Here is a 26668-nt window from a genome sequence, read left to right on the forward strand (position 1 = left end):
GATCTCCTTCATGTGGCGCCTCGACCGCGCAGATTGGCGGCTCCGGCAAGGTTGAAGGGCGTTGTCCTTTGCCATGATTCCGCTGCGCTGCGAAAGCCCGCGCGAAGGATCTGGCCGACAGGCATCCCCTTGCGGGGGCCACCAACACCAACGAGCGCGTCCGATACGGGCCTATCCGCCCCCTGTCAACAGCTAACGGGCGGGGGCGCCGGACTTCAGTGTCCCGCCAGGATCGAGGCCTCGGGCGCACTCAGCATCCGCCGGGCGAAGGCGCCGAAGGCCATCGGATCCCGCGCGAGGTCCGGGACCAGATCCAGCAGGCGCTGCCTGTCGGCGGCGCCCAGGCTCTCCAGCCCCAGCGCCGCCGGGTGAAAGCTCTCGGTCGCGACCCCGTTGGCAAAGACGATCTCGTGCCGCTCCAGCGCGAGGTGCACGTAGGTGACGCCGCGCCGCTCCCGGTCCCGTGTCACCCGGGCGCCGTCGACCAGATCGCGGGCCGTCACCAGCACCTCGGGGGCGTTGTAGAGCGCCTCGGCCCTGGGCGAGGCCAGCAGAATCCGGTGATCGGGCGACACCAGAAGGCCCGCGTCCGGCACCCCGTCGCCCAGCGCACCGGGCAGAAAGCGGACCGGCGCCAGATCGGGCAGCGCATGAAGCCGCGCCCCGGTGATCCTGCGCCGCCCGGTCCAGAGCACCCGCTGACAACCGTTGTCCATGGTCTGGACCAGTTCGCCGGCCCGGATGTCTTCGACAGGGCGCAGGCCGGTCCGGGTGCGGATGGTCGTGCAGGGGGTGAAGCAGATCACAGCGCCGGACGGCGCATCCCGGTCCGGGCCGGTCGGGCCAGGCGCCGCGTCCACGATCCAGAGGTCGGTGTCACGTGGGGGCGGTCCGTCCGCGAACAGGCAAAGCGGATCCGATCCGGCCTCCGGGCAGATGAGCGTCGCGGTCCACCGGGCTTGGCCATCGGTCAGGATGAAGCCGCCGTCCGCGAAGCGCTCCTCGACCACGGCGGCCTGGCGCCGGACTCGTCCGGGGTCTGCATTCCTGAAGAGTTTGCGCACGGACCGGGCCGCGCGCCGCCGAATATCCGTCATCTCGTCCGGGACCCGTTCGGGCCAAGCCCCCGCCCCCCCGTCAACCCGAACCGCGTCCCCGGACCAGCGCCACAGGGCGCCCACCCGAAGCAAGCGGAGCGGAGGGGCGGCCTGCCCGTCCACCGCGGTCTGATCCAGTGAGATGACGAACGTGCCCCGAGAGCCGTTCTTCATGCCTGTCAACCTGCCATTGCCTCGCGCCCGCCTCTGTCGGGCAGGTCGCATGCCCTGTGGATAACAGAGAGGGGAGTCGCGCATCAAGCCCCGCCGGCTCTCGATGCCGCAGTGTGACTTGGAAGTGTGGGGCCTAGAAGTTGACGTTAAACTTCAGCGAGCCGGTGACCTGCCCCTCCGGCTGCTCCTTGAACTCCTCGGAGAGATATGTCGCGCCGTAAAAGAAGGATGTCTGCGGCCCCATTTGCAGGTGCACCCCGGCGCGCAGCCGGATCCGGTCAGGCTCCAGCGTGGCGCGGCCGCCCTCGGGCAGGTAGAGGCTGTCGTCGATCCGCGTCCAATCGGCCCCGAGGACATAGGCGAACCCGCTGCCCTCGCCCTCGATCCCGCGATAGAGATGGCCCGTGACCGGATCACGCAGCAGCAGACTGTCCCGCACGATCTCGCCGATCAGCACATCGGCGCCTGCGCGAACCAGCTGCTCCACCCCGGCCTGGGCCTCGACAAAGGGGCGCAGGAGGGTCTCTGCGCCCAGGTGCAGCGGCCAGGCGACCTCGGCGGTGGAGGACAGGTGGGTGCCATCCTCGATCTGCGCCCCCTCGACCCCCATGCGCGGCGCGTCCACAAGCTCGTGGAACCAGGCCTGGATATCGGACCACCGCGTCTGCGGGCCGGTGAAGACCACATCGCTCCCGAGGCTCACGTCCAACGGCCCCCGCGCGTAATGGGTATGGAGCCCGACCGCGAAGATGCCCGCATAGGGCCGCGCCAGCAACCCCGCGCCATTCAGCCGGGTGGGCGCGATGATCTCGGAGCGGAAGCGATAGTCCACGACGTCGAACGGGGTCTCGGGCCGTGCCCCATCCCACCCGGTGCCGCGCACCAGCGACCAGGTGTAGGAGCCCGTCCGCCAGCGGTCCTCGCCATCGCCGAAGAGGTCGTTGGAAAAGATGCGGCCAAAGCCCAGGGTGACCTGGCCCTGTGCGGCGGCGGGCCCGGCGAGGCCGAGGCAAAGAAGGATTGCGGGGGCTAGTCTGCGCATGTCGTGGCCTGTTCCGAACGCCCCCCGGCAGCGATGACATAGCGCCCGCGGGGGCCGCAGCGCGAGTCCCGCGGGCGCGTTTCCGGCCACTATGGCGCGGGCGACACACCCTCTGCCTGGGCCTCCAGCGCGGGATAGCGCACGCCGAGCGTCACCCCGCGGACGGCGAAGCTCAGCAGCAGGGCGATCCACAGGCCATGGTTTCCGAACGCGCCGAGCAGCGGATAGACCGAGGCGAAATAGACCGCCGCCGAGACCGCCATCATGTTTCGCATGTCGCCGGTCCGCGTCGCCCCGATGAAGATGCCGTCGAGCATCCAGGAAGCGACCCCCACCAGCGGCGCCAGCGCCATCCAGGGCAGGTAGAGCCGGGCCTCGACCCGGACCTCGGGCGCGGTCGTCATGAGGTCGATGATCGCGGGCCCGCCCAGCGCGAAGGCCGCGGCCAGCCCGGCCGACATCCCCAGCCCCCACACGCTGGTCAGAACCGCCGCGCGCCGCAGGGCATCGCGACGAAAGGCGCCAAGCGCCTGGCCCACCAGTGTCTCGGCCGCGAAGGCAAAGCCATCCAGCGCATAGGCGGTGATGCTGAGAAACTGCAAGAGCACCTGGTTGGCCGCGAGAGGAACGTCGCCGAACCCCGAGCCATAGAACAGAAAACTGACGAAGATCGCCTGCAACAGAACCGAGCGGATCAGAATATCACCATTCACCCGGGCCATGTTCAGCAGCCGCACCCGGTCGAAGACCCGCGGCCAGTCGCGCCAGGCGGGCTGGCGGAACGCATCCCGGCAGAGCCACAGCCCCAGCGTGAGGCCGGACCATTCGGCCAGCAGGGTCGCCACGGCCACGCCCTCGACGCCCCAGTCCAGCACGAGCACGAAGATCAGGTCGAGCACGATGTTCATCGTGTTCATCAGCACCTGGATCAGCAGGACACCGCGCGTGCGCTCTTGCGCGATGAGCCAGCCGGTGATGCCGTAGATCGCGATCAGCGCGGGCGCCGACCAGACCCGGATCGCCATGTAGCCCCGGGCCAGCCCCTCGACCTCGTCGCTGGCGGGCGACACCACGAAGGCCGCGCGGAACAGCGGAAGCTGCAGCAGGATGATCGCGGCCCCCGCGGTCAGGCCGATCATCAGCACCCGGGTCAGCAGCGCCGAGACCTCGGCCGCGTCCCGGCGTCCCAGCGCCTGGCTGGTCAGGCCGGTCGTGCCCATCCGCAGAAAGCCGAACAGCCAGTAGAGCGCCGTGAGGATCACCGCGCCAATCCCCACCGCGCCGATCGGCGCGGCCTCTCCCAATTGCCCCACGACCCCGGTGTCGACGGCGCCGAGGATCGGCACGGTCGCGTTGGACAGCACGATCGGCACGGCGATGGTCAGCACCCGCCGGTGTGTCAGCGTTCCGGGCGAGATCGTCTCAGTCATCCGGTGTTGGCATCAGGAAATGGCCGGTGGCCTGGGCAAACAGCCGCTCGCGGTTGTCCTGCCAGGCCTCGACATGGACCGAGGCATAGCGCCGCCCGGAGCGGTTGACCCGCGCCCGCGCATAGGCGTCGCGCGGCAGGCCCGAGCGGAGGTAATCCACGGTGAAGTCGATGGTCTTGGGCCAGCGCGGGCGCGGCGGCTCGGACCCGCCGGCGCGTTCCATGTCCTCCCAGAGCAGGCCCCAGGCAAGCTCCACCAGCGCCGAGGTCTCGAGGAACGCCGCCGTGACGCCGCCGTGGATCGCCGGCAGGGCAGGATTGCCGATCAGGTGGTCGTCGAAGGACAGGATCGCCGTCAGCTCGTCCCCCCGTCGGTCGAAATCAATGCCCAGGAACTGCGCATAGGGCATGTGGGCGACGAGCGAGCCAAGCGCCGCGTCCCGGCGCCGCTTGACCACCTGCACGGGCTCGGGCGGCGGCCTCATGGTGCGCGCTCCAGCGTGAAGGCGCCGCTTGCAGCGGCCACGAGCCCGTCCTCGCCCGCCTGCCGCGCCTCGGCCCGCACGAAGGCGACCGTGCGGGTGACGTGGTAGCACAGCGCCTCGGCCAGGATCGGCGCGCCCGGCGTGGCCCCCCGCATGTAGTCGATGCGCAGATCCAGCGTCGCGGTGGCGACAGGTCCGCTCGGGTGGGCCATGACAGCGGCCCCGCCGCAGGTGTCCATCAGCGCCGAGACCGCGCCGCCATGAATGATCCCGGTCTCGGGGTCGCCGATCAGGCGGGTGTCGTAGGGCATCTCGATCACCGCCCGCCCCTCGCCGATATCCACGACCGACATGCCCAGCGCCCGGCCGTGCGGAATGGCCTCGATGAACGCCCGCGCGATCCTGCGGGCGCGATCCGACGGATCCCGGTCCGACTCCTGCATGCTGCCGATCTCCCTCTGACTTGCCCCTTCCTCGACCCGTTTCGCCCGGACCGCAAGACGGCTGTGCCGTTGCCCTGTGGCGCCTTGGGCCCTAGACTCTTCCGGAAGGAGACCCCCGATGCCAGAGCCCCGGCTGTCTTTCAAGGAAATGTGCGCGAAGTTCGACGTGACCCCGCGCACCCTGCGCTACTACGAGTACATCGAGCTTCTGTCCCCCGAGCGCGAGGGGCGGGCCCGGTTCTATGGCCCGCGTGAGCTTGCGCGGATGACCCTGATCATGCGCGGGCGGCGCTTCGGCTTCAGCCTCGAGGAGATGCGCCAGTGGCTGCAGATCTACGACCGAGAGGGGACCGGGAAACAGATGCGCGCCTTTGTGCGGATGGCCGACGAACAGCTTGACGCGCTGGCCGACCAGAAGGCGCAGCTGGAGGAAACGATCCGGGAACTGGCCGATCTGCGGGCAGAGGTCGCCCGCGACCTGGGCTGATCGCGCGGGCAGTGCACGCCCGCGACCTGGGCTGATCGCGCCGGCCGAGAGCAAAAAAATATCGGCCGCAACCGCCTCGGCTTTCGTGACCTTTCGTCAACAGAATTGTGACGTGGCGTTCTGCTTACGTAAACGTCACCCTTGGTTGTATGATCTGCGCAAATAGGCCACCTGCCCGTCCGTCGACGACCTAAACCGACGAGACGAAAGCAAGAGACATGACTGACGAAACGATGACCATCCGCGAGATGTGCGAAACCTTTGACGTGACCCCGCGCACCCTGCGATTCTATGAATCCAAAGAGCTGTTGGGACCGATCCGGCAAGGCCAGAAGCGCCTTTTCACCCGTCGCGACCGGGCCCGCCTCAAGCTGATCCTGCGCGGTAAGCGCTTCGGGTTCAGCCTCGAGGAAATCCGTCAGCTGCTGGACCTCTACGACATGGGCCGCAGCAAGGAGCAGCTTGCCAAGTCCTACGAGCTCGCCAGCAAGCACCTGGCCGAAATGGAAGCCAAACGCGACGAACTGAACCAGGCCATTGCCGAACTGCAGCGCCAGCTCGAATGGGGCGCTCGCGAACTCCGGAACCAGGAAAACGGCGCCGCGGCCTGAACCGCCGGGCGCGGTCCCCGAACCTTCAGAAGGACCAACGATGCCGACATACACGCCCGCCACCAAGGACATGGATTTCGTGCTGCACGACCTTCTGAAGGTCTCGGAGCAGGACATCCCCGGCTATGACGAGCTTGACCGAGACATGACCCGGGCCGTGATCGAGGAAGCCGGTAAGCTGTCGGCAAACGTCCTGGCCCCGCTCAACAAGAGCGGCGACGAGGAAGGCTGCGTGCTGGAGAACGGCGTGGTGCGGACCCCTGCCGGGTTCAAGGACGCCTACGATCAGATGCGGGCGGGCGGCTGGATGGGTCTGGACGCCGATCCGGAATATGGTGGCCAGGGCATGCCCTACCTCATGAACTGCGCCACCGGCGAGATGTTCGTCTCGGCCAACATGGCGTTCAACATGTACCAGGGCCTGACCCACGGCGCCTATTCGGCGATCCACGTGCACGGATCCGAGGCGCAGAGGGCCACCTACCTGCCCAACATGGTCGAGGGCCGCTGGTCCGGAACCATGAACCTGACAGAGCCCCATTGCGGCACCGACCTCGGCCTGATCCGCACCAAGGCCGAGCCGCAGGACGACGGGACCTATCGCATCACCGGGCAGAAGATCTGGATCTCCGCCGGCGAGCATGACCTGTCCGAGAACATCATCCACCTGGTGTTGGCCAAGATCCCCGGCGGGCCGGAGGGAACCAAGGGCATTTCGCTGTTTATCGTGCCGAAGTTCCTGGTGAACGAGGACGGCTCTCTGGGGGTGCGCAACACGGTCACCTGCGGCGGACTCGAGAGCAAGATGGGCATCCACGGCAACGCGACCTGCGTGATGAACCATGACGGCGCGGTGGGCTACCTGGTGGGCGAGGCGCACAAGGGTATGCGCGCGATGTTCACGATGATGAACGAAGCCCGGATCGGCGTCGGCCTGCAGGGCTTCGCCCAGGCCGCGGTGGCCTACGAGAACGCCCTGGGCTTCGCCAGGGAGCGGTTGCAGGGGCGCGACGTGACGGGGGTCAGGAACCCCGATGGGCCGGCCGACCCGATCATCGTGCATCCCGACGTCCGCCGGAACCTGATGGACCAGAAGAGCTTCGTCGAAGGCGGCCGGGCCTTCCTCTACTGGGGGGCGATGATGATCGACCGGGCGCACAGGTCGAAGGACCCGGCGGCCGAAGGTCTGATCTCGCTGCTGACACCGGTGATCAAGGGATTCCTGACGGACAAGGGCTTCGAGACGACGGTGCTGGCACAGCAGACCCTGGGCGGCTCCGGCTTCACCCGCGAATGGGGGCTGGAGCAGTTCGTGCGGGACGCGCGGATCACCATGATCTACGAGGGAACCAACGGCATCCAGGCGCTGGATCTGGTGGGGCGCAAGCTGGGCACCGACGGTGGCAAGCACACCATGGCCTTCTTCGGGATGATCAAGGATTGGTGCAAGCAGAATGCGGGCGATCCGGCGTTCGACGCGGCCTTCGTCGAGCCGCTCAAGACCGCGTCGAAACAGCTGCAGCAGGCCGGCACCTTCTTCATGCAGGCCGGGATGAAGGATCCGAATGCGGCGCTGTCGGGAAGCTACGATTTCCTGCACATGATGGGCCATGTCTGCCTCGGCCTGATGTGGGGACGCATGGCCCGCGCCGCGCAGGACGCGCTGGACGCCGGCGCGACGGACAGGGCCTTCTACGAGACCAAGATCGCCACGGGGCGCTATTACATGGCGCGGCAGCTGCCGATGGTCTCGACGCATCTCGCGCGGATCGAAAGCGGGGCGGAGCCGGTCATGGCGCTCGACGCCGCAAACTTCTAGGCTGCGCGACGGGGCGGTCGGCCCGCGGGATCCGCCCCCTTCACCCGTTCGACCACTGGTCCGAGGTTCACGATGCCAAAACGTTTTCGCCTGACCCGCCGCTTTCCGGTCGCCATGACCGAGGACGGCTATCGTCGGCTCAAACGGTTCAGCCAGGAGGCCGGGCTGGACGAGGGGGAGGCGCTGTCGTTCCTGTTCGAACATTTCGACAGCGTCATCAACGAAGACACCTTCGCCCACCGGCTTCGTCTGTTCAATTCGGAGCTGGAGGCGCGAAAGAAGTGACCGCCGCGCATGCCACAAATGCCGGAGCCTCCGGCGGGAGTTTTCCGGCCAAGATGAAGCATCAAGGGGATCACCCCGCCCCCGGCCTTGCCGGATTGGCTACCGGAGTTTCCGGGCGGCGGAGCTTCACCTTGGACGCCGAATCGCTCTCCAGCTATCGGCGCAGGGGCAGCTTGCGGGATCATGGTTAAAAGTTTCCTGCCTAGCGGGAGTCCGGTCTTCATCTTGGCAAGAAAACTCACGGCCGTCCGGTCTTGCCGGGCGAAACTCATGGGAGGAAGCGGATGACCATGAAACTCTATTGCTTCGGCGAAAGCGGCAACGCCTACAAGGTTGCGCTGACGCTCGGCTTTGCCGATGTGGACTGGGAGCCGGTTCATGTCGATTTCTTCAAGGGGGAGACACGTGGCGCGGAGTTCCGGACGCTCAACGTGATGGGTGAGGTTCCGGTCCTGATCGACGGCGACACCGTCCTGACCCAATCCGCGGTGATCCAGGACTACATCTCGTCCAAGACCGGCAAGCTCGGGGGCCAGTCGGCGGCGGAGCGGCGCGAGGTTCTGCGCTGGATGTTCTTCGACAACCACAAGCTCTCCGGGCAGGCCGGGCCACTGCGGTTCAACATGAACTTCCTGCCCGAAGACAAGCGCAATGCGGACATCAACGGCTATCTGTCGATGCGCCTGCACTCGGCGCTCAAGGTGCTGGAAACACAACTCGACGGCCGGGACTGGCTGGCCTCCTCGGATGTCAGCATCGCCGACCTGGCCTGCTGCGGATACCTTTATTATCCCGAGGCGTTCACCTTCGACCGGGCGGCCTACCCCCGCGTCGACGCCTGGCTTGACCGGATTGCCGCCCTGCCGGGCTGGAAACACCCTTATGACTTGATGACGCGGGCCTATCCGCCTGCCGACTGACGGAGGATCTCATGACCGACGCCTATATCTTCGATGCCATTCGCACCCCCCGGGGCAAGGGCCGCAGCGACGGGAGCCTGAACGAGGTCACCGCGCTGCGCCTGTCGGCCGTCGTTCTCAACGAACTCGCCGCGCGGAGCGGCCTGCAGGGTCACGCCGTTGAGGACGTGATCTGGGGCAATGCCACGCAGGTCAAGGAGCAGGGCGGCTGCCTTGCCCGGACGGCCGTGCTCGCCTCGGACCTGGACGAGAGGATCCCGGGGCTGTCCATCAACCGTTTCTGCGCCAGCGGGCTGGAGGCGGTAAACCTGGCCGCAAACCAGGTGCGCGGCGGCGCGGGCGGCGGCTATATCGCCGGCGGCGTCGAGTGCATGTCGCGGGTGCCCATGGGCTCTGACGGGGCGGCCGTCGCGGTCGACCCGACAGTTGCCATGTCGCATTATTTCGTCCCGCAGGGCATTTCGGCCGATATCATCGCCACGGAATACGGCATCTCGCGCGATGACGCCGACCTCTTCGCCGTCGAGAGCCAGAAGCGCGCCGCCGCCGCATGGGAGGCCGACCGCTTTGCCGGCTCCGTCATCGCTGTGCGCGACGTCAACGGGCTCATCATCCTCGACCGCGACGAATACATGCGCCCGGGCACCGACATGCAGGCCCTCGGCGCACTGAAGCCCGCCTTCAAGGATCAGGGCGAGGTCATGCCCGGTTTCGACAAGGTCGCGCTGATGAAGTATCCGCATCTCGAGCGGATCAACCATGTCCACCATGCCGGCAATTCCTCGGGCATCGTGGACGGGGCCGCGGGCCTGCTGATCGGCTCGAAGGAATGGGGCGAGGCCCTCGGCCTGAAGCCCCGCGCCCGCATCCGCGCCACCGCCAAGATCGGCACCGATCCGACCATCATGCTGACCGGTCCCGTCCCGGTCACGCAGAAGATCCTGGCCGACAGCGGCCTGGAGATCGGCGATATCGACCTTTTCGAGGTGAACGAGGCGTTTTCGGCCGTCGTCCTGCGCTTCATGCAGGCGTTCAACGTCGATCACGGCAAACTCAACGTCAACGGCGGCGCGATCGCGATGGGCCATCCCCTGGGCGCCTCGGGCGCAATCATCCTCGGCACGCTGCTGGACGAGATGGAGCGAACCGACAAGGCGACCGGCCTCGCCACGCTCTGCGTCGCGTCGGGGATGGGCGCGGCCACGATCATCGAGCGCGTCTGATGATCATCAAGAGCAACAGCGTGGAGGAGGTCACCCCCAAGGCCTCCTCCTATCCGCCGCCCTATGACATGCCGAACGGCCTGTCCTACCGCCCCCTGTCCGATGCCGGCGGGCTGACCCAGTACGGCGTGGCGCTCGAGACGCTGCACCCGGGCGGTCAGTCCAGCCAGATGCACTGGGAAAGCCTTGAGGACGAGTTCCTCTACATGCTCGCCGGCCAGCTGACCGTGATCGAGAACGGCGAAGAGACGGTGATCGGCCCCGGAGAGAGCTGCTGCTGGCCCGCCGGCAAGGCGGTGGCGCACACCCTGCGCAACGACAGCGGCGCCCCGGCGCAGTACCTGATCATGGGCACCCGCGATCCGCGGAACGTGACCACCTATCCCGGGCTCGACCTGCTGCATCGGCCCGAGGGTTACACCCATCTCGACGGCACACCCTACCCGGACGGGACCGACGGGTCATGACCGGGGTGAGCGTCACGAGAGAGATCGACGACCTGACCCTTGCGGCGCAGGCCACGACGGGCGCCCTCCGCCCGGCAGGTGCGACGCGGCCGGCCTCAGCCCACCCGGCGTCGTCGTGCCGGAAGGCCCGTCGCGCCCTTGCCCCCCGAAAGCATCGGCAGCGCGGCGGACAGCGGCACGGCGCTGATATCGTAGACGCCGATGCCACCGGTCGAGACGGAACCGTCGTCGAACAGGATCTCGCAGATGCCGGTGGTCGAGGTCATAAGTCGGCATCCGTGGCTGCGAATGTCGAAGGTGCCCAACAGAGCGTCGGACGCGTCGCGGGCCTTCGCCTGAATGTTGTCGCCGAACGTCGCGGAAAACGGTCAGGCGCCCGTGACGCAACAGCTGAAGGTCCAGATGTCCTGATCGAACGAGGACGTCAGGTCGTTCGCGCAGCCGATGCTGCTGGCATTGGCGCAGATATGGTCCTTGTCGTCGACCAGCCCCGGCCCGACACGGATCCCGGACGGCACCTGTCCGGAAAGTGTGACATGGGGCCGCGCGGTCGAGTTGCTGCCCCGTCAGCCGAACGGCAATCCGGCGAGGTCCCGCGGGACCACGGCGGCCATGCCCGCCCGGACAAGAGACATGCCGGCGGCGGTCTCGTACGTCGTCATCTGCATCCCCGCCGGCAACATGATGGTAGGCCGGGTTGCAACAGGATCGCCCCCGGGGCCGGCAGAGGCCGGCTGACGCCCTTGCGCGACGGGATCGCCACCACCGCCGCCCGCCCCCTTTTCATCCCCCGCCCCACGACTGGAGAGACCTCATGACCGATTTCACCATGCAGACCGACGACGGCGTGGCCATCATCACCTGGGACGTTCCCGGAAAGAGCATGAACGTGATGACCGGCGACGCGTTCCAGGAGCTCGAGCGGCTCGTGGACGCGGCCCTCGCCGACGACGGCGTTCAGGGGATCATCATCACGTCCGGCAAGCGCGACTTTGCCGGCGGCATGGACCTCAACGTGCTGGCCACGATCCGCGCCGAGGCGGGCGAGGCCCCGGCGCAGGCGCTATTCGACTTCACGATGGAGGGGCACCGCATCCTGCGCAAGATCGAGCGCGCCGGCATGGACCCCAAGACCCTGAAGGGTGGCAAGCCCGTGGTCTGCGCGATCCCCGGCACCTGCGCCGGGATCGGGACAGAGCTGGCGCTGGGCTGCCACCACCGCATCATGGCCGACAATACCAAGGCGAAGATCGGCTTGCCGGAAATCCTGCTGGGGCTGTTTCCCGGCGGCGGCGGCACGACGCGCTATTCGCGCATGGTCGGCGCCATGCAGGCCGCCCCGGTCCTGCTGGAAGGCAAGATGCTGGACCCCAAACGGGCCAAATCGGCGCAGCTGGTGGACGAGGTCGTCCCCGCGGACGAGCTGATGTCGGCGGCCCGCGCCTGGGTGCTCGCGGCCAAGGACGCCGATATCGTCAAGCCCTGGGACCAGAAAGGCTGGAAGATGCCCGGGGGCGAGCCGTATCACCCGGCGGGCTTCATGACCTTCGTCGGGGCCTCCGCGATGATCAATCACCAGACGCAAGGCGTCTATCCGGCAGCGAAGGCGCTCCTGTCGGCGATCTACGAGGGCGCCCAGGTCCCCTTCGACACGGCGCTGCGGATCGAGGCGCGCTGGTTCACCTCCGTCCTGATGGACCCGAGCTCCTCGGCCATGATCCGCTCGCTCTTCGTCAACAAGCAGGCGCTGGAGAAAGGCGCGAACCGGCCCGACGTCCCCGACCAGACCGTTCGCAAGGTCGGGGTGCTGGGTGCCGGCATGATGGGCGCGGGCATCGCCCTGGTCTCGGCCCAGTCCGGGATCGAGGTCGTCCTGCTCGACCAGAGCCAGGACGCCGCCGACCGCGGCAAGGCCTACGTGGCCGACTATGCCGACAAGGGGATCAAGCGCGGCAAGGCCACGCCCGAGAAGAAAGAGGCGTTGCTGGGCCTCATAACCTCCACGACCGAGGTCGAGTCGCTCTCGGACTGCGACCTGATCGTCGAGGCGGTGTTCGAGGACATGGCGGTCAAGGCCGAGATCACCCGGAGGGTGGAGGCCGTGATCGGCGAGGATTGCATCTTCGCCACCAACACCTCGACCCTGCCGATCACCGATCTCGCCCGCGCGTCGTCCCGGCCCGACCAGTTCATCGGCATCCACTTCTTCTCGCCGGTCGAAAAGATGGCCCTGGTCGAGATCATCAAGGGCGCGGCGACCGGCGACAGGGCCGTGGCCAAGGCGCTCGACTTCGTGCGGCAGATCCGCAAGACCCCGATCGTGGTCCATGACGCCCGGTTCTTCTATGCGAACCGCTGCATCATTCCCTACCTGAACGAAGGGGCGCGGATGGTGACCGAGGGCGTGGCCCCGGCGTTGATCGAGAACGCCGCCCGGTTGCTGGGCTTTCCTCTCGGGCCGTTGCAGCTGATCGACGAGACGTCGATCGACCTCGGCATCAAGATCTCGAAGGCCACACGGGCTGCGATGGGGGATGCCTACCCCGCCGACATGGCTCCGGTCGACGCATTGATGGAGAGAATGGCGGAGGACGGCCGGCTGGGCCGCAAGGCCAAGGCGGGGTTCTATGCCTATGATGACGCCGGCAAACGCACCGGTCTCTGGGAGGGAGTGGCCGCGCTCCATCCCCGGAGCGCCGACCAGCCCGACCTGCTGGAGGTGCAGCACCGGCTGATGTTCGTCCAGGTGCTCGAAGCGGTCCGTGCGCTGGAAGAGGACGTGCTGACCGACATCCGCGAAGGCGATGTCGGCGCGATCCTCGGCTGGGGCTTCGCGCCGTGGTCGGGCGGGCCCTTCTCCTGGCTCGACATGATCGGCAGCCCCTACGCCGCGGCGCGGGCAGAGGAGCTTGCCTCGGCCCACGGCCCCCGCTTCGCCTGCCCCGACCTGCTCGCGGAGATGGCCGGCAAGGGGCAGTCCTTCTACGGCCGCTTCGGCATTCCGGACGCGGCCGACGCCGCCTAGACCCGCGGCCGGGCGTCCCTGGTCAAAGGCCGCCTCCGCGCGACGGGGGCGGTCGCCGCAATACCGCCCCATGACTGCGGCCAGCATCCCGGGCTCACAGTTCCGCGCCGGGCGGGCGAACCCTCTCAGGCGGCGAAACGGTCAAATCGCTCCACCCCGGCCGAAACCCGCGCCAGAATACGGCGAGGCGCCCGCAGGCGCCTCTCAATTTGCTTGATGCAAGCTTCGTCAGGCGACGACGCGCAGGCCACAGGGCCCGGGCCGCGCGGCGCCCTCCTCGATCTCCAGCGCGGTGACAAGCGCGTCCGCCTCGTCCTGGCCCAGCACGCGATAACCCGGCGCCTCATCCGCAAAGGCTGCCTCCAGAAGGTCCCCGCCGGCCGGGCAGTGGAACAGCGCGCCCATGTTGCCGAAGACGATCTCGTCCCCTTCGAAGACCAGCACGACCACCTCGATCCGCGGTCCGGGCCGCGTCCGCGTGATGCCCTTGTAGCCCTCCAGCGCCGAGGCCGGGACCAGCGCGAACGGGTCACCGTAAAGCGCCTCGGCAGTGTCGCTCTCGATCAGCACGGGCTGGCTCGGCAGCAGGGTCATCGCCGCGCGGTTGCCCAGGGCGCCGGCCGGCACGTGCAGCGGCCAGGTCTCTGTTGCGCAGCTCTCGGTGCCGGCCCAGAGGATCTCGCGCCGCACCGAGACCACGGGCTGCATCCCGCCGTCGAAGGTCAGGACCATGTCCCCCTCGGCCACACCGCCTCGACCGGCCGCCATCCGATATCGGTGGCGACCCTGGTCCCCGCGAGGATGCCGCAGGCGCCGGTGCCCAGCCTGCCGTCGCAGATCGGATCGACCTTCTCAGCCTGCTTGCGGTCGAACTTGTCGCGGGTCCATCCGTACATCGTCTGCATCCTCGTTTCCGGCGCCCCCCAGGAGATCGGGCGTCTTTGAGACAAGTTTGAGACAAATTGATTCTATGGGCCGTGATTGGGGCAATTCGCGGCAAGATTGCGACATTGCGGCGGCTGGCCCTGGCAATCTCGGCGGCAACCGTCCTCTGTTCAGAATGCGGAAACACCGGGAGGGTCGAAGGCGTATCCGAACCGCCGGATGTCCTCGGCGCAGAACTCGGCGACCAGGCCCGCGTCCCGGTCCCCATACTGTCCGCGCCAGTCCGCGGGTCTTTCGCTCGCATTGCTGCGCCCCGGCTGCGGGTCGAACCCCAGATGCGCCCGCAACGGCGCCAGATCCTCCTCCAGCGCCTCGAGCCGGGCATAGAGCGTGGCCCGCTCGCGCCCCGCCCCGTCGCGCATATACTGCCCGTAGGGATTGGCGGCGATCGCGCCGGTCGTTTGCGGATGATTGAGGAAATCCGAGAACGACCGCGCCCGTGCCACGGCCACCGCCGGGTGGTCGAAGGTCTGGACCCGCAACCAATGATAGTAGCTGACCATCCTGTCCCAGGGATTGCGCACCAGCGTGAACACGAAGAGATCGTCAAGCTCGGCACGGGAATAGAGCCCCTCCGCCTCGGCCACCGTGGAGTGTTTCCACAGGCGGCCGGCGGTCTGAACTTCCTTCAGTCGCGCCTTGCGCCGCCGGGCCTTGGGCGTATCGCCGATCAGCCAGTCGTCCCGCATCGCCCGCTGTTCCAGCGCGAGCGCCATAGAGGTGCCGCCCGTCTTGGGGATATGCACGAAGAGATAGCGTCGACCGCGCGACAGGATCATGGCGCCGGCCGGGCGCCCGCCACCCGGGTCAGAACCACTGCCCGGGCTCCATCAGCCCCAGATCCAGCAATTGCCGGGAGGTCCAGGTGAAGGGCGAGGAGTTGTGCCAATAAAAGGTCGGGATGTCGAAGGTCGACCCCGGGTTCCGCTTCAGCGCCTTGGCGGTCCGGAAAGAACAGACCGCGGCCGTCAGGGAATTGTGCCAGGGGCAGGCATAGGTGTTGTATTCCTCAAGGTTGAACGTGTGGTCGTCCCCGAGCAGCAGGCCCGGCTGTGCGCGGAACAGCGCGACCCGGTCGATGTTGCGGCGGGCCTTTGGGATATGCTCCTCGAACCGCCAGCGCAGCCCGCCGAAGAAATCCATCTGCCGGTCGATCGGGTTGTTCCAGGGGTCCGTGCGGGCCAGCGCGTAATAGCCCGACCTGTCGAGATGGGCATTCCCGATCGACACGGCCGAGGGATGCGCCCAGAGGTCCGCGGCGTAGAGGTCGACCACGTAGCACAGCACCTGATCCCGGCGTTCCTCGAACGAAAAGCCCGCCATCTCGCCAACGCTGCGCGTCTCGCAGAACGGAAAGAAGAGGTATTCGGCGTTGTAGCCGTAGTAGAACCAGACGCCCGGCGCGGCGGCGATACAGGCGTTGACCGCGTCGCGCAGGCCGCCGTCGACAGTCACGTCATAATCGACGCGGTGAACCCCGCGTTCGAATTCCCCGCCCAGCGCGAATTCCGCCGGCATGAAGGCCGCCAGCGTCCCGAACCCCCGCGCGATGTGATGGCGCAAGGTGCTTGCGACCTCGACCTCGTCTTCCACGAAGATCAGCCCGACCGGCCCGTTTGCGAGGGCGCCGGACCCGGTGAACTCTGTCAGGTTCTTGTATCGCATCCGTCCCGTTCCTGATGCCCCCCGGCGGCCGCACGCTGCCCCGGTTGGCGGCGCATTGCAAGCGAGAGCCCCATTGGATAAGCACCGTTCACACGCCGGAGGATCCGTTGATGGCCGCCCAGAAGAAGCTCTACATCAAGACATATGGCTGTCAGATGAACGTCTATGACAGCGAGCGCATGGCCGAGGCCATGGGCGGCAGCGGCTATGTCCGCACCGAGGTTGCCGAAGAGGCGGACATGATCCTGCTCAACACCTGTCATATCCGCGAGAAGGCCGCCGAGAAGGTCTATTCGGAGCTTGGCCGGATGAAGCCGTTGAAGACGGCGAAGCCGGACCTCAAGATCGGGGTGGCGGGCTGCGTCGCCCAGGCCGAGGGCCAGGAGATCATGCGTCGCCAGCCCATGGTCGACCTCGTTGTGGGACCGCAAAGCTACCACCGCCTGCCGGAGATGGAGCAGACCGTCGCCGGCGGCGCAAAGGCGCTCGACACCGACTTTCCGGTGGAAGACAAGTTCGCCGGCCTGGCGTCCCGTCCCAAGGCCGCGCGCGGGCCGTCCGCGTTCCTGACGGTCCAGGAAGGCTGCGACAAGTTTTGTTCGTTTTGTGTGGTTCCCTATACCCGAGGCGCAGAGGTCAGCCGCCCCGCGGATAGAATTGTGCAAGAGGCGAGAGGCTTGGTCGAGGCCGGCGTGCGCGATATCACGCTGCTTGGCCAGAACGTGAATGCCTATCACGGCGCCGAGGGCGGCCTTGCCGGGCTGATCTGGCAGCTGGCCGATATCGACGGGCTGGACCGCATCCGGTTCACCACCTCGCATCCCAACGACATGGACGACGCGTTGATCGCCGCCCATGGCGATTGCGCCAAACTGATGCCCTACCTGCACCTGCCGGTGCAGTCCGGCTCCGACCGGATCCTGAAGGCGATGAACCGCAAGCACACCGCCGAAAGCTACCTCGCGCTGGTCGATCGGCTGCGGGCGGCGCGGCCCGATCTTGCGATGTCGGGCGACTTCATCGTCGGCTTTCCCGGCGAGACCGATGCGGATTTCGAGGACACGCTCGCGCTGGTGCGGGCTGTCGGCTACGCCTCGGCCTTCTCGTTCAAGTATTCGCCGCGCCCCGGCACCCCCGCGGCCGAACGCGATCAGGTGGCCGAGGCCGCCAAGACCGAGCGTCTGGCCCGGCTGCAGGCGCTTCTGGCGGAACAGCAGACCGCCGCGCAGGAGGCGATGGTCGGCAAGGAGGTCCGGGTCCTCTTCGAAAAGCCCGGCCGGATGCAGGGTCAGATCGTCGGCAAGTCGGATCACCTCATGGCGGTGCATGCGACGGGGCCCGAGCGGTTGATCGGGCAGATCGCGCCGGTCAGAATCGTCTCCGCCGCGCCGCACTCCCTTGGCGCCGAACTTCTGTAGGCAGCATCAAGAGCGGGCCGCAACTGCCTTACCTTCGGGCAGGATTCGACTTGTCCACAGGACCGTCGCGGCTTCTGGTGGGGGCTGTTTCCATATCAACCACAATATCTGCCGGATTCTCCTTCCAATGTGACAGAATTTCGTTAGAGTTTTGAACGTGATGGGATGGGTCGGTGCGAATGGGCCGCCCCGTTGATCCGGGGGAAACTAGGCAGAGGGACAAGGCATTGGCGAACGTGAGATCGAATTGGGCCGTGATGGCATTGGGGGTAATTGTCGCCTCGGTCATCGGACTGGCCATGATGAGCAGCACCGCCGAGGCGCAGCAGATTTATCGGCCGGGGATCTGGATCGATCCGGACGGATGCGAGCACTGGGCCATGGATGACGGTGCCGAGGGCTACATGAGCCCCCACCGCACCCGCGACGGGCGCCCGGTCTGCCACCGGAGCGAGATTTGCGGCGTGATGTCGACCGACACGCTCTTCGCGACGGACTCGCACCACATCAACGCGAGCAACCGCCAGCGGCTGCAGCAGTTCTTCCAGTCGGCGAACGCCTTCGGCTACCTGATTTACGGCCATACCGACGAGCGTGCGTCCTACGAATACAACATCGCGCTCAGCAACCGCCGCGCCAACGCCGTGGCGCAGGTCGCCCAGTCGATCGGCGCCCGTATCGTCGATGTGCAGGGCTACGGGGAATCGCAGCCGCGGGCGCAGGGTCACAACGAACACGCATGGCGCCAGAACCGCCGCGTGGAAATCTATTGCCTGCGTTAAGGAGAATGGGAATGCACATGAATTCCGTGAAGGTGCTCATCCTTCTGGGCGCGGCCGCCGGTATCTCGGCCTGCACACCAGTCGGGCCGGACAAGAACCTCGACCGGGGCATCGATTCCGATGCGAACCTGTCGACGCTGGTCGCCGGGATCTGGGTCGATCCCAATGGTTGCGACCACTGGATCATCGACGACGGTGTCGAAGGCTATCTGTCCGAACGGCTGCAGCCCGACGGGCGGCCGGTCTGCTCGGGCGTGGCGCCGCCGACGACGGTGGTCGGCCCGTTCCAGTCAGGCTCGCCCGTGCCGGATTTCCTCTGATCGCTCGATCGGCAGACAATTTCGGAGGGCCGCGGTTTGCACCGCGGCCTTTTTCGTTCCAAACACGGGATATCGCGCAGGCCTCGCTTGCAACACCCAGATCATGTTGCGAACATGATCCCAGGCGCTAGAGCAGGAGACAGGCTTGGCCACGACAACACTTCCCCCCTCCGCCGCCCCACCGCTCCTCGAGACGGTGCTCGAATTTCCAGACAACTTCCTGCTGATCGACCTTTGCGGCGAATATGACCGCAACCTCGCCGACATCGAAAGCCGCCTGTCCGTTCAGATCCTGCGGCGCGGCAACCAGTTGTCGATCCTCGGCGATGTGGACGCGCGGGCGCTGGCGGCCGAACTGCTGGGCAGTCTCTATCAGCGGCTGGAGGCCGGCCGCTCGATCGAGCCCGCCGACATCGAACGCGAACTGCGCATGGGCCCCGGGGAGCCCGCCGCGGACGATTCACGCCAGATGGAGATGTTCCAGGGCGGCCCGATCGAGATCAAGACGCGCAAGAAGCTGGTGGAGCCCCGAACCGATGCGCAAAAGGCCTATGTCCGGGCGCTCTACGACAACGAGCTGGCCTTCGGGATCGGCCCCGCCGGCACCGGCAAGACCTACCTGGCCGTCGCGGTCGGCGTGAACATGTATATCCAGGGACTGGTCGACAAGATCATCCTGTCCCGCCCCGCCGTCGAGGCGGGCGAGCGCCTGGGCTTTCTGCCCGGCGACATGAAGGACAAGGTCGATCCCTACATGCAGCCGCTCTATGACGCGCTGAACGATTTCCTGCCGGGCAAGCAGACCGCCAAGCTGATCGAGGAAAAGCAGATCGAAATCGCGCCGCTCGCCTTCATGCGAGGCCGGACGCTCAGCCGCGCCTTCGTGTTGCTCGACGAGGCGCAGAACGCGACCACGATGCAGATGAAGATGTTCCTGACCCGCCTCGGCGAGGGCAGCCGCATGGTCATCACAGGCGACCGCAGCCAGGTAGACCTGCCCCGCGGCGTGTCCTCGGGGCTGGCCGATGCCGAACGGCTTCTGGGGAATGTTCCGAAGATCAGTTTCAACTACTTCACGTCCAGGGACGTCGTGCGGCACCCGCTGGTGGCCGCGATCATCGACGCCTACGAGGCGGACGGAAGCTAGGGGCCCCGGCCATGACCCGGACGGTTGTCGCGAAGACCAAGATGCGGACCGGCGGGGGGGTCCGCTCAGTCCGATTCGCCCGCGCGGCGCGGAACCGGATCCGCGGCGGGTTGTCGGCCTGCTCGGCCCCGGATTTGCCCGGGAAAAGGCCGCGACGGATCGCCGCAGCCATGCGCCCCACCCCCGGGCCCGCCGCGGCATCCCATGCCGGTTGAAATCAACGTCGAGGACGAGAGCTGGTCCGCCCTGGATCTTCAGTCCATCGCCGACGGCGCGGCCGATGCGACGCTGTCCCGGCTGGGTCTTGAACCCTCGGTCTGGGAGATCAGCCTTCTTGCCTGCGACGATGCCCGAATTGCCGCACTGAACGCGGATTTCCGTGGCAAGCCCCAGCCGACCAACGTTCTGTCGTGGCCCTCGGACGAGCGTGGCGCGGCCGTCGCCGGCGAGTCCCCCCTGCCCCCGGATCTCGCCGACCCCGAGCTTGGCGACATCGCCATCGCCTTCGACACCTGCGCCGCCGAAGCCCGCACCATGGGCAAGACTTTGCCGGCCCACGCGACGCACCTTGTGGTTCATGCGATTTTGCATCTTTTGGGATACGATCACATTCGCGATCCAGACGCCCTCTTGATGGAGGGGCTCGAGAACGAAATACTTGGCAAACTTGGCCTCGCGGACCCATATGAAGAGACGTGAGGCGGCAGGACGGGATTGGCCCGGCCCCGCAATCCGGTAGGAGAAAATGGGAGATACGACCGAAGGGTCGCCTGGTGCGGCGCAGAGCGCGCAACCCGGACCCGACACTGGCGAAAATGACACGTCTCAACGTGGCTTCTTTTCGCGGATATTTGAAGCGATGAGTCCGAATGACGAGATTCCGGCGCCCTATGCCAACGGTCATGCCCACATGTCCGTGACGCAGCCCATCCTTGGCATGGCGAACCTTCGACGCAAGCGCGTCGAGGACGTTTCCATTCCCCAGGCGGATATTCACGCCGTCCCGGTCAATTCCACAAAGAGCGAACTGGTCGAAGCGTTCCGGGAATGCGGCAAGACTCGTTTGCCGGTGTTCGACGGCACGCTCGACACCCCGCTGGGTCTTGTGAACCTGAAGGATTTCGCGCTCAAGCACGGGTTCAACGGCAACGGCGAGACCGTCGATTTCAAGGCCATCATGCGACCGCTGCTCTATGTGCCGCCATCGATGCCGCTGACGATCCTGCTGCAGAAGATGCAGACGGAGCGGATTCACATGGCCCTGGTGATCGACGAATACGGCGGGACGGACGGGCTGGTGACGCTTGAGGATCTGCTGGAGCAGGTGGTCGGAGACATCGAGGACGAGCACGATGTCGACGAGGCCAAGCTTTGGACCAAGGAAAAGCCCGGCGTCTACATCGTCCGCGCCAAGACACCGCTGGATGAATTCGAGGCCGAGATCGGCATGAAGCTGACCAACCACGACGAGATCGACGCGGAGGAGATCGACTCGCTGGGCGGCCTGGTCTTCATGCTGGCGGGCCGCGTGCCTGTCCGAGGCGAGGTCGTGCCCCATCCCCACGGGCTGGAATTCGACGTGATCGACGCCGACCCGCGGCGGATCAAGCGGATGCGCGTGCGTCTGCCCCACGCCGAAGACACCTGAGGACCCCTTGGCCGACACGATCTGGGCCGGGCCACGCTGGCGCCGCATGGGCGCGGCCCTGGGCCTGGGTGCCCTGGCCGCGCTCGGCCAGGCGCCGGTGGGGTTCGCGCCGGCCACGCTCGTCGCGCTCGCCCTGATCCTGTGGCTCATGCGCGGGGCGCCCCGCTGGCCGGCGGCGGCCTGGTTCGGCTGGTGCGCGGGGACCGGTTATTTCCTCGTGGCACTGCACTGGATCGTCGAGCCCTTCCTTGTCGACGTGGCCCGGGACGGCTGGATGGCCCCCTTCGCCCTCGTCTTCATGGCCGGGGGCCTCGCGCTGTTCTGGGCGCTGGCCTTCGGGCTTTCCGCCCGGCGGGGCCCCCTGTTGCTGGGCCTCGCGCTGGTGCTGGCCGAATACCTGCGGTCGGTGGTGATGACCGGCTTTCCCTGGGTTCTGCTGGGACACATCTGGATCGGGACCTCCGTCGGCCAACTGGCCAGCCTTTTCGGGGCGCACGGGCTGACCGCGATAACGGTGCTTCTGGCCTGCGTCCCGTCGCTCTGGCCGGGACGCGGGAGTGTTCGGGCCGCCGCCGGTCTGGCCGCCGCAGCGCTCGTCTGGGGCGCGGCGACCGCATGGGACGCGACATTGCCCGAGATCGCGCCCCCGGCCGACGCTCCGATCGTCCGGCTGGTGCAGCCAAACGCCCCGCAGGACGAAAAATGGCAGCCCGGCAAGGCCGAGATGTTCTTTCGCCGTCAGCTGGCCTTTACCGCCGAGGGGCCACGTCCCGACCTCACGGTCTGGCCCGAGACCTCGGTGCCCTATTGGCTCGACCAGGCCGACGCGGCGCTGGAACTGGTGACCGAGGCCTCTCGCGGTGCCCCCGTCGTGGTCGGCATCCAGCGGCGGGACTGGCCGCGGTTGTACAATTCGCTGCTGGTGCTGGGCGAGACCGGCGGGGTCGCGGACCGTTACGACAAGGCCCACCTTGTGCCCTTCGGCGAGTATATTCCGTTCGGCGGGCTTCTCGCGCGGTTCGGCATCCATGGGCTCGCGGCGAACGAGGGCGGCGGCTATACCCCCGGCCCCGGCGGGCGCACGGTCGACATCGCGGGGATCGGCCCGGCGCTGCCGCTGATCTGTTACGAAGGCATCTTTGCCGAGGAGATCGGTGCGGTGGCGCCCCGGCCCCGGTTCATGTTGCTGATCACCAACGACGCCTGGTTCGGACAGGTGGCGGGCCCCTACCAGCACCTGGCGCAGGCCCGCCTGCGCGCCATCGAGCAGGGCCTGCCCATGGTCCGGGTCGCCAACACCGGCATCTCGGCGATGATCGACGCCCGCGGCCGGCTGGTCGAGATTATTCCGATGGGCGAGGCCGGTTGGCGCGACGTGGCCCTGCCCCCGGCCCTGCCGCCCACGCTCTACGCACACACTGGCGACGGGCCGGTGATCTGGGTGCTGCTGGCCGCTTTCGCCCTCAATCTCCTGCTGGCGCGTCGGAAAGCGATTGAACCTCGACAGCCCGTAGCCTAACCATGCGCGACTTGGCTCTGCCACAACGGCTTCCTGACGTGGCAGGTAACATTTGAATGGAGCATCCCAATGACCCGCGACAGTTACATATTCACCTCGGAATCGGTTTCCGAAGGGCATCCCGACAAGGTCTGTGATCGCATTTCAGACGCCATCTTGGACGCCCTGCTCTCCGAAGAGGCCAACGCGCGGGTCGCCTGCGAGACCTTTGCCACCACCAACATGGTCGTGATCGGTGGTGAGGTCGGCCTGTCGGATCCCGAAAGGCTGAAGGACCACCTGGCCAATGTCGAGGGGATCGCCCGCGAGTGCATCCGCGACATCGGCTATGAGCAGGACAAGTTCCACTGGCAGACCTGTGAAGTGCAGAACATGCTGCATGCCCAATCGGCCCATATCGCCCAGGGTGTGGACAGGGATGGTGCCGGGGACCAGGGGATCATGTTCGGCTATGCCACGGACGAAACCCCGGCCTTGATGCCGGCCCCGATCCAGTATTCCCACGCGATCCTGCGGCGGCTCGCCGAGGTCCGCAAATCGGGACAGGAGCCGACGTTGCGCCCCGATGCCAAGACACAGCTGAGCCTGCGATACGAGGGCGGCCAGCCGGTGGAGGCGACCTCGATCGTGCTGTCGACCCAGCACGAGAGCGTTGACCAGACCTCGGACGACATCCGCGCCATCGTGGAGCCCTATATCCGGGAGGTCCTGCCATCGGGCTTCATCACCGAGCAGACGGAATGGTGGGTCAATCCGACCGGGACCTTCGTGATCGGCGGGCCAGACGGGGACGCGGGGCTGACCGGGCGCAAGATCATCGTGGACACATATGGCGGGTCAGCCCCCCACGGCGGCGGAGCCTTTTCCGGCAAGGACCCGACAAAAGTCGACCGGTCCGCGGCCTATGCCGCGCGCTATCTTGCCAAGAACGTCGTCGCCGCGGGGCTCGCCCGGCGCTGCACCTTGCAGCTGTCCTATGCAATCGGCGTGGCCAAGCCCCTGTCGATCTACGTGGACACCCACGGGACGGGGGAAATCGACCCGGCGGCGATCGAGCGGGCGATCCCCAAGGTCATGGACCTGACCCCGCGCGGGATCCGCGAGCATCTGGAGCTGTCCCGCCCGATCTATGCCCGCACAGCGGCCTATGGCCACTTCGGACGGGCCCCGGAGGCGGACGGCGGCTTTTCCTGGGAGCGCACGGACATCGCCGAGGCGCTGGCGAAGGCGGTCTGAGGCGACGTCACGGCTGGCGGGAACCGCGGCCCATCCCCGGCGCCGGGGTTCAACGGTACCAAGGGGAGGCCGACGCGGGAGCCTCCGGCGGGAGTTTTCCGGCCAAGATGAAGGCCACGGATTTCCTGTCCTTTCCGGATCGGCTGCCCTATCGTCGGATCTCAACGGAGGCAGAGCAGGCCCCGCCTGAGACATGACGGCTTTGACGCAATATACCCGGCTTGAAAGCACGGGACTCTGGCGCCCGCAGGCGGGCGTGCAGCGGCGCGATGTCATCGTATCGTTCGGAGACGCCACCCTCGTGATTGCGGACGGCAAGGGCCAGATCCTGACCCATTGGTCCCTGGCCGCGGTGGAGCGGATCGGCGGCGGCGGAGGACGGGCCACGCTCTATTCCCCCGGAATAGAAGGCGAGGAAACGCTGGAGATTTCTGACCGGACGATGGTCGACGCGATCGAACAGGTCCGCCGCAGCATCGAGCGGCGCCGGCCGCAGCCCGGACGGTTGCGCTGGTTCGGGATGGCCGTATCTGTCGCGACCGTGGTGGCACTGGGAGTCTTCTGGCTGCCAAACGCGCTGATCCAGCAGACACTCGCGGTCGTCCCGCCGGTCAAGCGGTCCGAGATCGGCGCGACGGTCCTGGGGCATATGCAGCGGCTGACGGGCCCGACCTGTCGGTCCACCGAGGGCCAGGCGGCCCTTGCAGTGCTGGCCGCGCGGGTGCTCGGGCCCGAGGCCGGGGGGCGGATCTTGGTCTTGCCAACCGAGGCGATCGGCACGCTCTACCTGCCCGGCGGAATCATCGCGGTGAGCCGGACGCTCGTCGAGGATTACGACGATCCGTCGGTCGTCGCAGGACATGTGCTGGCGACGGCGGCGCAGGTCCAGGTCCGTGATCCGTTGGAGGAGGTCTTGCGGAACGCCGGGTTGCGTGCCGTCTTTCGCCTGTTCACCACCGGGGACCTGCCGCCCGACGCCATGGCGGCCCACGCCCGGCGCCTGCTGTCAGAGCCGTCCGAGCGGGTGTCCGACGAGATACTGCTGCGCCTATTTGCCGCCGCGCAACTGCCGACCGGGCCCTATGCGCGCTCGCTCGACCTGTCGGGGCAGACCGTGTCGGCGTTGCTCGACGGAGATCCGATGCGCGATCGTGAGATCCCGCCCGTGATGAGCGATACGGACTGGGTCCGGCTTCAGAACATCTGCGACAACTGACTGCATTCGCCCATCAGAAGTAGGACGCCCCCCGCAGCCCGCGCTGGGGATTGATCCGGCCGTCGTCCCAGACGCCGCGGTATCCGGCCGGCGGCGACGGGATCGTCCGGGCGGCCGTCGAGGCCGGCGTCGGATTCGAGGCCGGAACCGGTTCGCGCTGGAACAGCGTGGTGGACGATGTCGACAGGGTGGCCGAGCGCGACGGGATCGAGCGGGCGGCCGCATAAGCTGTGATCGGCTCGCTTTGCGGGCCGCAGCGAACGCCGGCGGAGCCGATATACTGCCGGGCGACCTCGCTCAGATTGGTGCAACCGTTGGACGGGGCCGCCGTTGCGGTGCGTACCGGGGCTGTTCCGGCCGCGGCCGGGGCGCTAGGCACGACGGGGGCTTGCGGCGCCTGCACGAAGGTCACGGGCGGCGTCGGATCGCCGCAAGCGACGGGTTGCCCCGTGGCGCGGTTGAGGAAGGCTTCCCCGGTTCGGGCAATGCGGGCGCAGATCACGGTCAGCGAGACGCGGATGGCGCCGTCTGGGCCGGGGCGCAGCGCGGGCTCTCCCGTTGCGACCGCCATCGCGGGGGCCATCGGAGCGGCGGTGCGGACCGTTTCGGCGGGGCCGCAATCCAGCGGGCGGCCGGTGCCCCGGATCACGTAGCCGTCGAGAACACCGGACCGGCCAGCACAGGCCTCGGCCCGGGTCATGGTGCGGGGCGACTCGGCCGGGGGCGGCGTCGGGGCCGGCGCGGCGCTGCGCACCGGGGCCTGCGGGACGCGGACGAAGCGCGGCTCTTCGGCGGAGGTGCGGATCGTCGTGGCGACGGTCTCTATCGGCGGGCCGGGGTCCGCGCCACGGCGGACGCGCGGCATCGGTGTCGGGGCCGCCGCGGGGGCCGGCGCAGGCGCGGCTTCGGGCTCTGGCGCCGCGGCGGAGCGGATCGTGGTCTCGGGCTCGAAGGTCTCGGTGAACGGCGCGTCTGCCACGACTTCGCGGCTCGGGCCGTCATCGCGTGGCGCGGGGCCAAGCGACGGCTCGAACCCGCACAGCTGTTGACGGCTGCGCGATACCCGGGGAACCCAGGTGGTCATCCCGGAAAGGCCCGCGCGCACGAAAACGCAGCCGCTGGCACCGACGTACTGGTTTGCGGTGTAGCTCGACGGAGGGACCGGTACCGGCCCCTGCACGTCCCGAATTCCCTGCGCACCGGCTGAGGTTGCCCCGACAAGACCGGCGACAACGACCGACAGGAAAGCACTGCTTTTGTTCATC

General features: G+C 67.4%; 29 protein-coding genes and 1 riboswitch. Of the genes, 17 read left to right on the top strand and 12 right to left on the bottom strand.

The features are described from left to right. Nucleotides 1-215: 215 nt before the first annotated feature. The 5 genes from ROA7023_RS16750 to ROA7023_RS16770 all read right to left on the bottom strand — a co-directional run bounded on the left by ROA7023_RS16750 (nt 216) and on the right by ROA7023_RS16770 (nt 4670). The gene (locus ROA7023_RS16750; protein WP_085880185.1) at nt 216-1271 is read right to left on the bottom strand and encodes a Hint domain-containing protein; all 1056 of its coding nucleotides are present in this window, start codon (nt 1269-1271) and stop codon (nt 216-218) included. Nucleotides 1272-1404: 133 nt separating this feature from the next. Then, entirely contained in the window at nt 1405-2313 is a 909-nt protein-coding gene (locus tag ROA7023_RS16755) for a lipid A-modifier LpxR family protein (protein ID WP_085880186.1), read from the bottom strand. An 89-nt stretch (nt 2314-2402) separates the two neighbouring features. After that, nucleotides 2403-3743, bottom strand: a complete 1341-nt coding sequence (locus ROA7023_RS16760) for an MATE family efflux transporter (RefSeq protein WP_085880187.1) — start codon at nt 3741-3743, stop codon at nt 2403-2405. Further along, a complete protein-coding gene (locus ROA7023_RS16765; protein ID WP_085880188.1) occupies nt 3736-4227 on the bottom strand; it encodes a PaaI family thioesterase in 492 nt (163 codons plus the stop codon). Before ROA7023_RS16765 ends, ROA7023_RS16760 begins: the two co-directional genes overlap by 8 nt. Further along, nucleotides 4224-4670: a PaaI family thioesterase gene (locus ROA7023_RS16770; protein WP_085880189.1), complete on the bottom strand. Its 447-nt coding sequence runs from the start codon at nt 4668-4670 to the stop codon at nt 4224-4226. Before ROA7023_RS16770 ends, ROA7023_RS16765 begins: the two co-directional genes overlap by 4 nt. A gap of 118 nt (nt 4671-4788) precedes the next feature. Here ROA7023_RS16770 and ROA7023_RS16775 point away from each other — a divergent pair, with 118 nt between their 5' ends. The 7 genes from ROA7023_RS16775 to ROA7023_RS16805 all read left to right on the top strand — a co-directional run bounded on the left by ROA7023_RS16775 (nt 4789) and on the right by ROA7023_RS16805 (nt 10482). Next, nucleotides 4789-5157, top strand: coding sequence for a MerR family transcriptional regulator (locus tag ROA7023_RS16775; RefSeq protein ID WP_085880190.1), 369 nt, complete (start codon nt 4789-4791; stop codon nt 5155-5157). Nucleotides 5158-5375: 218 nt separating this feature from the next. Then, nucleotides 5376-5768 (top strand): MerR family transcriptional regulator, encoded by a 393-nt coding sequence (locus ROA7023_RS16780; RefSeq protein WP_085880191.1) that lies wholly within the window; start codon nt 5376-5378, stop codon nt 5766-5768. A gap of 40 nt (nt 5769-5808) precedes the next feature. Next, entirely contained in the window at nt 5809-7587 is a 1779-nt protein-coding gene (locus ROA7023_RS16785; RefSeq protein ID WP_085880192.1) for an acyl-CoA dehydrogenase C-terminal domain-containing protein, read from the top strand. A gap of 72 nt (nt 7588-7659) precedes the next feature. Then, the gene (locus tag ROA7023_RS16790) at nt 7660-7872 is read left to right on the top strand and encodes a hypothetical protein (RefSeq protein ID WP_085880193.1); all 213 of its coding nucleotides are present in this window, start codon (nt 7660-7662) and stop codon (nt 7870-7872) included. Between the two features lie 284 nt (nt 7873-8156). Continuing rightward, nucleotides 8157-8792, top strand: a complete 636-nt coding sequence (locus ROA7023_RS16795) for a glutathione S-transferase family protein (protein ID WP_085880194.1) — start codon at nt 8157-8159, stop codon at nt 8790-8792. An 11-nt stretch (nt 8793-8803) separates the two neighbouring features. Beyond that, a complete protein-coding gene (locus ROA7023_RS16800; protein WP_085880195.1) occupies nt 8804-10015 on the top strand; it encodes an acetyl-CoA C-acetyltransferase in 1212 nt (403 codons plus the stop codon). After that, nucleotides 10015-10482 carry a cupin domain-containing protein gene (locus tag ROA7023_RS16805; protein ID WP_200812543.1) on the top strand — a complete coding sequence of 156 codons (468 nt, stop codon included), beginning with the start codon at nt 10015-10017 and terminating at the stop codon, nt 10480-10482. Before ROA7023_RS16800 ends, ROA7023_RS16805 begins: the two co-directional genes overlap by 1 nt. A 95-nt stretch (nt 10483-10577) precedes the next feature. Here ROA7023_RS16805 and ROA7023_RS24510 read toward each other — a convergent pair whose 3' ends face one another. Further along, complete coding sequence (locus ROA7023_RS24510) at nt 10578-10748, bottom strand: hypothetical protein (RefSeq protein ID WP_159458559.1); 171 nt, start codon at nt 10746-10748, stop codon at nt 10578-10580. 102 nt (nt 10749-10850) lie between these two features. Next, a complete protein-coding gene (locus ROA7023_RS24515) occupies nt 10851-11000 on the bottom strand; it encodes a hypothetical protein (RefSeq protein WP_159458560.1) in 150 nt (49 codons plus the stop codon). Between the two features lie 296 nt (nt 11001-11296). Between ROA7023_RS24515 and ROA7023_RS16810 the strand changes: the two genes are divergently transcribed. Continuing rightward, entirely contained in the window at nt 11297-13507 is a 2211-nt protein-coding gene (locus ROA7023_RS16810) for a 3-hydroxyacyl-CoA dehydrogenase NAD-binding domain-containing protein (RefSeq protein WP_085880196.1), read from the top strand. A gap of 228 nt (nt 13508-13735) precedes the next feature. On the opposite strand, the gene ROA7023_RS16815 is transcribed toward ROA7023_RS16810, so the two are convergent. The 4 genes from ROA7023_RS16815 to ROA7023_RS16830 all read right to left on the bottom strand — a co-directional run bounded on the left by ROA7023_RS16815 (nt 13736) and on the right by ROA7023_RS16830 (nt 16117). Next, complete coding sequence (locus tag ROA7023_RS16815) at nt 13736-14239, bottom strand: Hint domain-containing protein (protein WP_159458561.1); 504 nt, start codon at nt 14237-14239, stop codon at nt 13736-13738. Continuing rightward, on the bottom strand, nt 14230-14403 hold the full coding sequence (locus ROA7023_RS24520; RefSeq protein WP_159458562.1) for a hypothetical protein: 174 nt from the start codon (nt 14401-14403) through the stop codon (nt 14230-14232). The genes ROA7023_RS16815 and ROA7023_RS24520 overlap by 10 nt, the downstream gene beginning before the upstream one ends. 159 nt (nt 14404-14562) lie before the next feature. Beyond that, nucleotides 14563-15231 carry a sulfotransferase family 2 domain-containing protein gene (locus ROA7023_RS16825; RefSeq protein WP_085880199.1) on the bottom strand — a complete coding sequence of 223 codons (669 nt, stop codon included), beginning with the start codon at nt 15229-15231 and terminating at the stop codon, nt 14563-14565. Between the two features lie 28 nt (nt 15232-15259). Then, nucleotides 15260-16117 (bottom strand): hypothetical protein, encoded by an 858-nt coding sequence (locus ROA7023_RS16830; protein ID WP_085880200.1) that lies wholly within the window; start codon nt 16115-16117, stop codon nt 15260-15262. A gap of 110 nt (nt 16118-16227) precedes the next feature. Between ROA7023_RS16830 and miaB the strand changes: the two genes are divergently transcribed. From miaB to ROA7023_RS16875, 9 genes are all read left to right on the top strand, one after another. After that, nucleotides 16228-17535, top strand: coding sequence for a tRNA (N6-isopentenyl adenosine(37)-C2)-methylthiotransferase MiaB (gene miaB / locus ROA7023_RS16835; protein WP_085880201.1), 1308 nt, complete (start codon nt 16228-16230; stop codon nt 17533-17535). A 257-nt stretch (nt 17536-17792) separates the two neighbouring features. Next, nucleotides 17793-18317: an OmpA family protein gene (locus tag ROA7023_RS16840; RefSeq protein ID WP_085880202.1), complete on the top strand. Its 525-nt coding sequence runs from the start codon at nt 17793-17795 to the stop codon at nt 18315-18317. Between the two features lie 17 nt (nt 18318-18334). Continuing rightward, on the top strand, nt 18335-18637 hold the full coding sequence (locus ROA7023_RS16845; RefSeq protein WP_085880227.1) for a hypothetical protein: 303 nt from the start codon (nt 18335-18337) through the stop codon (nt 18635-18637). Nucleotides 18638-18782: 145 nt separating this feature from the next. Continuing rightward, on the top strand, nt 18783-19784 hold the full coding sequence (locus ROA7023_RS16850) for a PhoH family protein (protein ID WP_085880203.1): 1002 nt from the start codon (nt 18783-18785) through the stop codon (nt 19782-19784). A gap of 204 nt (nt 19785-19988) precedes the next feature. After that, nucleotides 19989-20483 carry an rRNA maturation RNase YbeY gene (gene ybeY / locus ROA7023_RS16855; protein ID WP_085880204.1) on the top strand — a complete coding sequence of 165 codons (495 nt, stop codon included), beginning with the start codon at nt 19989-19991 and terminating at the stop codon, nt 20481-20483. Nucleotides 20484-20529: 46 nt separating this feature from the next. Next, nucleotides 20530-21432: a hemolysin family protein gene (locus ROA7023_RS16860; protein WP_085880205.1), complete on the top strand. Its 903-nt coding sequence runs from the start codon at nt 20530-20532 to the stop codon at nt 21430-21432. A gap of 7 nt (nt 21433-21439) precedes the next feature. Then, nucleotides 21440-22951: an apolipoprotein N-acyltransferase gene (gene lnt, locus ROA7023_RS16865; protein WP_306372501.1), complete on the top strand. Its 1512-nt coding sequence runs from the start codon at nt 21440-21442 to the stop codon at nt 22949-22951. A gap of 14 nt (nt 22952-22965) precedes the next feature. Further along, a riboswitch (SAM-SAH riboswitch) is annotated at nt 22966-23015 on the top strand. Nucleotides 23016-23020: 5 nt separating this feature from the next. Next, nucleotides 23021-24187 carry a methionine adenosyltransferase gene (metK, locus tag ROA7023_RS16870; RefSeq protein ID WP_085880206.1) on the top strand — a complete coding sequence of 389 codons (1167 nt, stop codon included), beginning with the start codon at nt 23021-23023 and terminating at the stop codon, nt 24185-24187. 193 nt (nt 24188-24380) lie between these two features. Then, on the top strand, nt 24381-25403 hold the full coding sequence (locus ROA7023_RS16875) for a hypothetical protein (RefSeq protein WP_085880207.1): 1023 nt from the start codon (nt 24381-24383) through the stop codon (nt 25401-25403). Nucleotides 25404-25416: 13 nt separating this feature from the next. Here ROA7023_RS16875 and ROA7023_RS16880 read toward each other — a convergent pair whose 3' ends face one another. Continuing rightward, nucleotides 25417-26487, bottom strand: a complete 1071-nt coding sequence (locus tag ROA7023_RS16880; protein ID WP_143535611.1) for a hypothetical protein — start codon at nt 26485-26487, stop codon at nt 25417-25419. Nucleotides 26488-26668: the final 181 nt, after the last annotated feature.

It is taken from the genome of Roseisalinus antarcticus, from assembly GCF_900172355.1.
In the GTDB taxonomy this organism is placed as follows: Bacteria; Pseudomonadota; Alphaproteobacteria; order Rhodobacterales; family Rhodobacteraceae; genus Oceanicola; species Oceanicola antarcticus_A.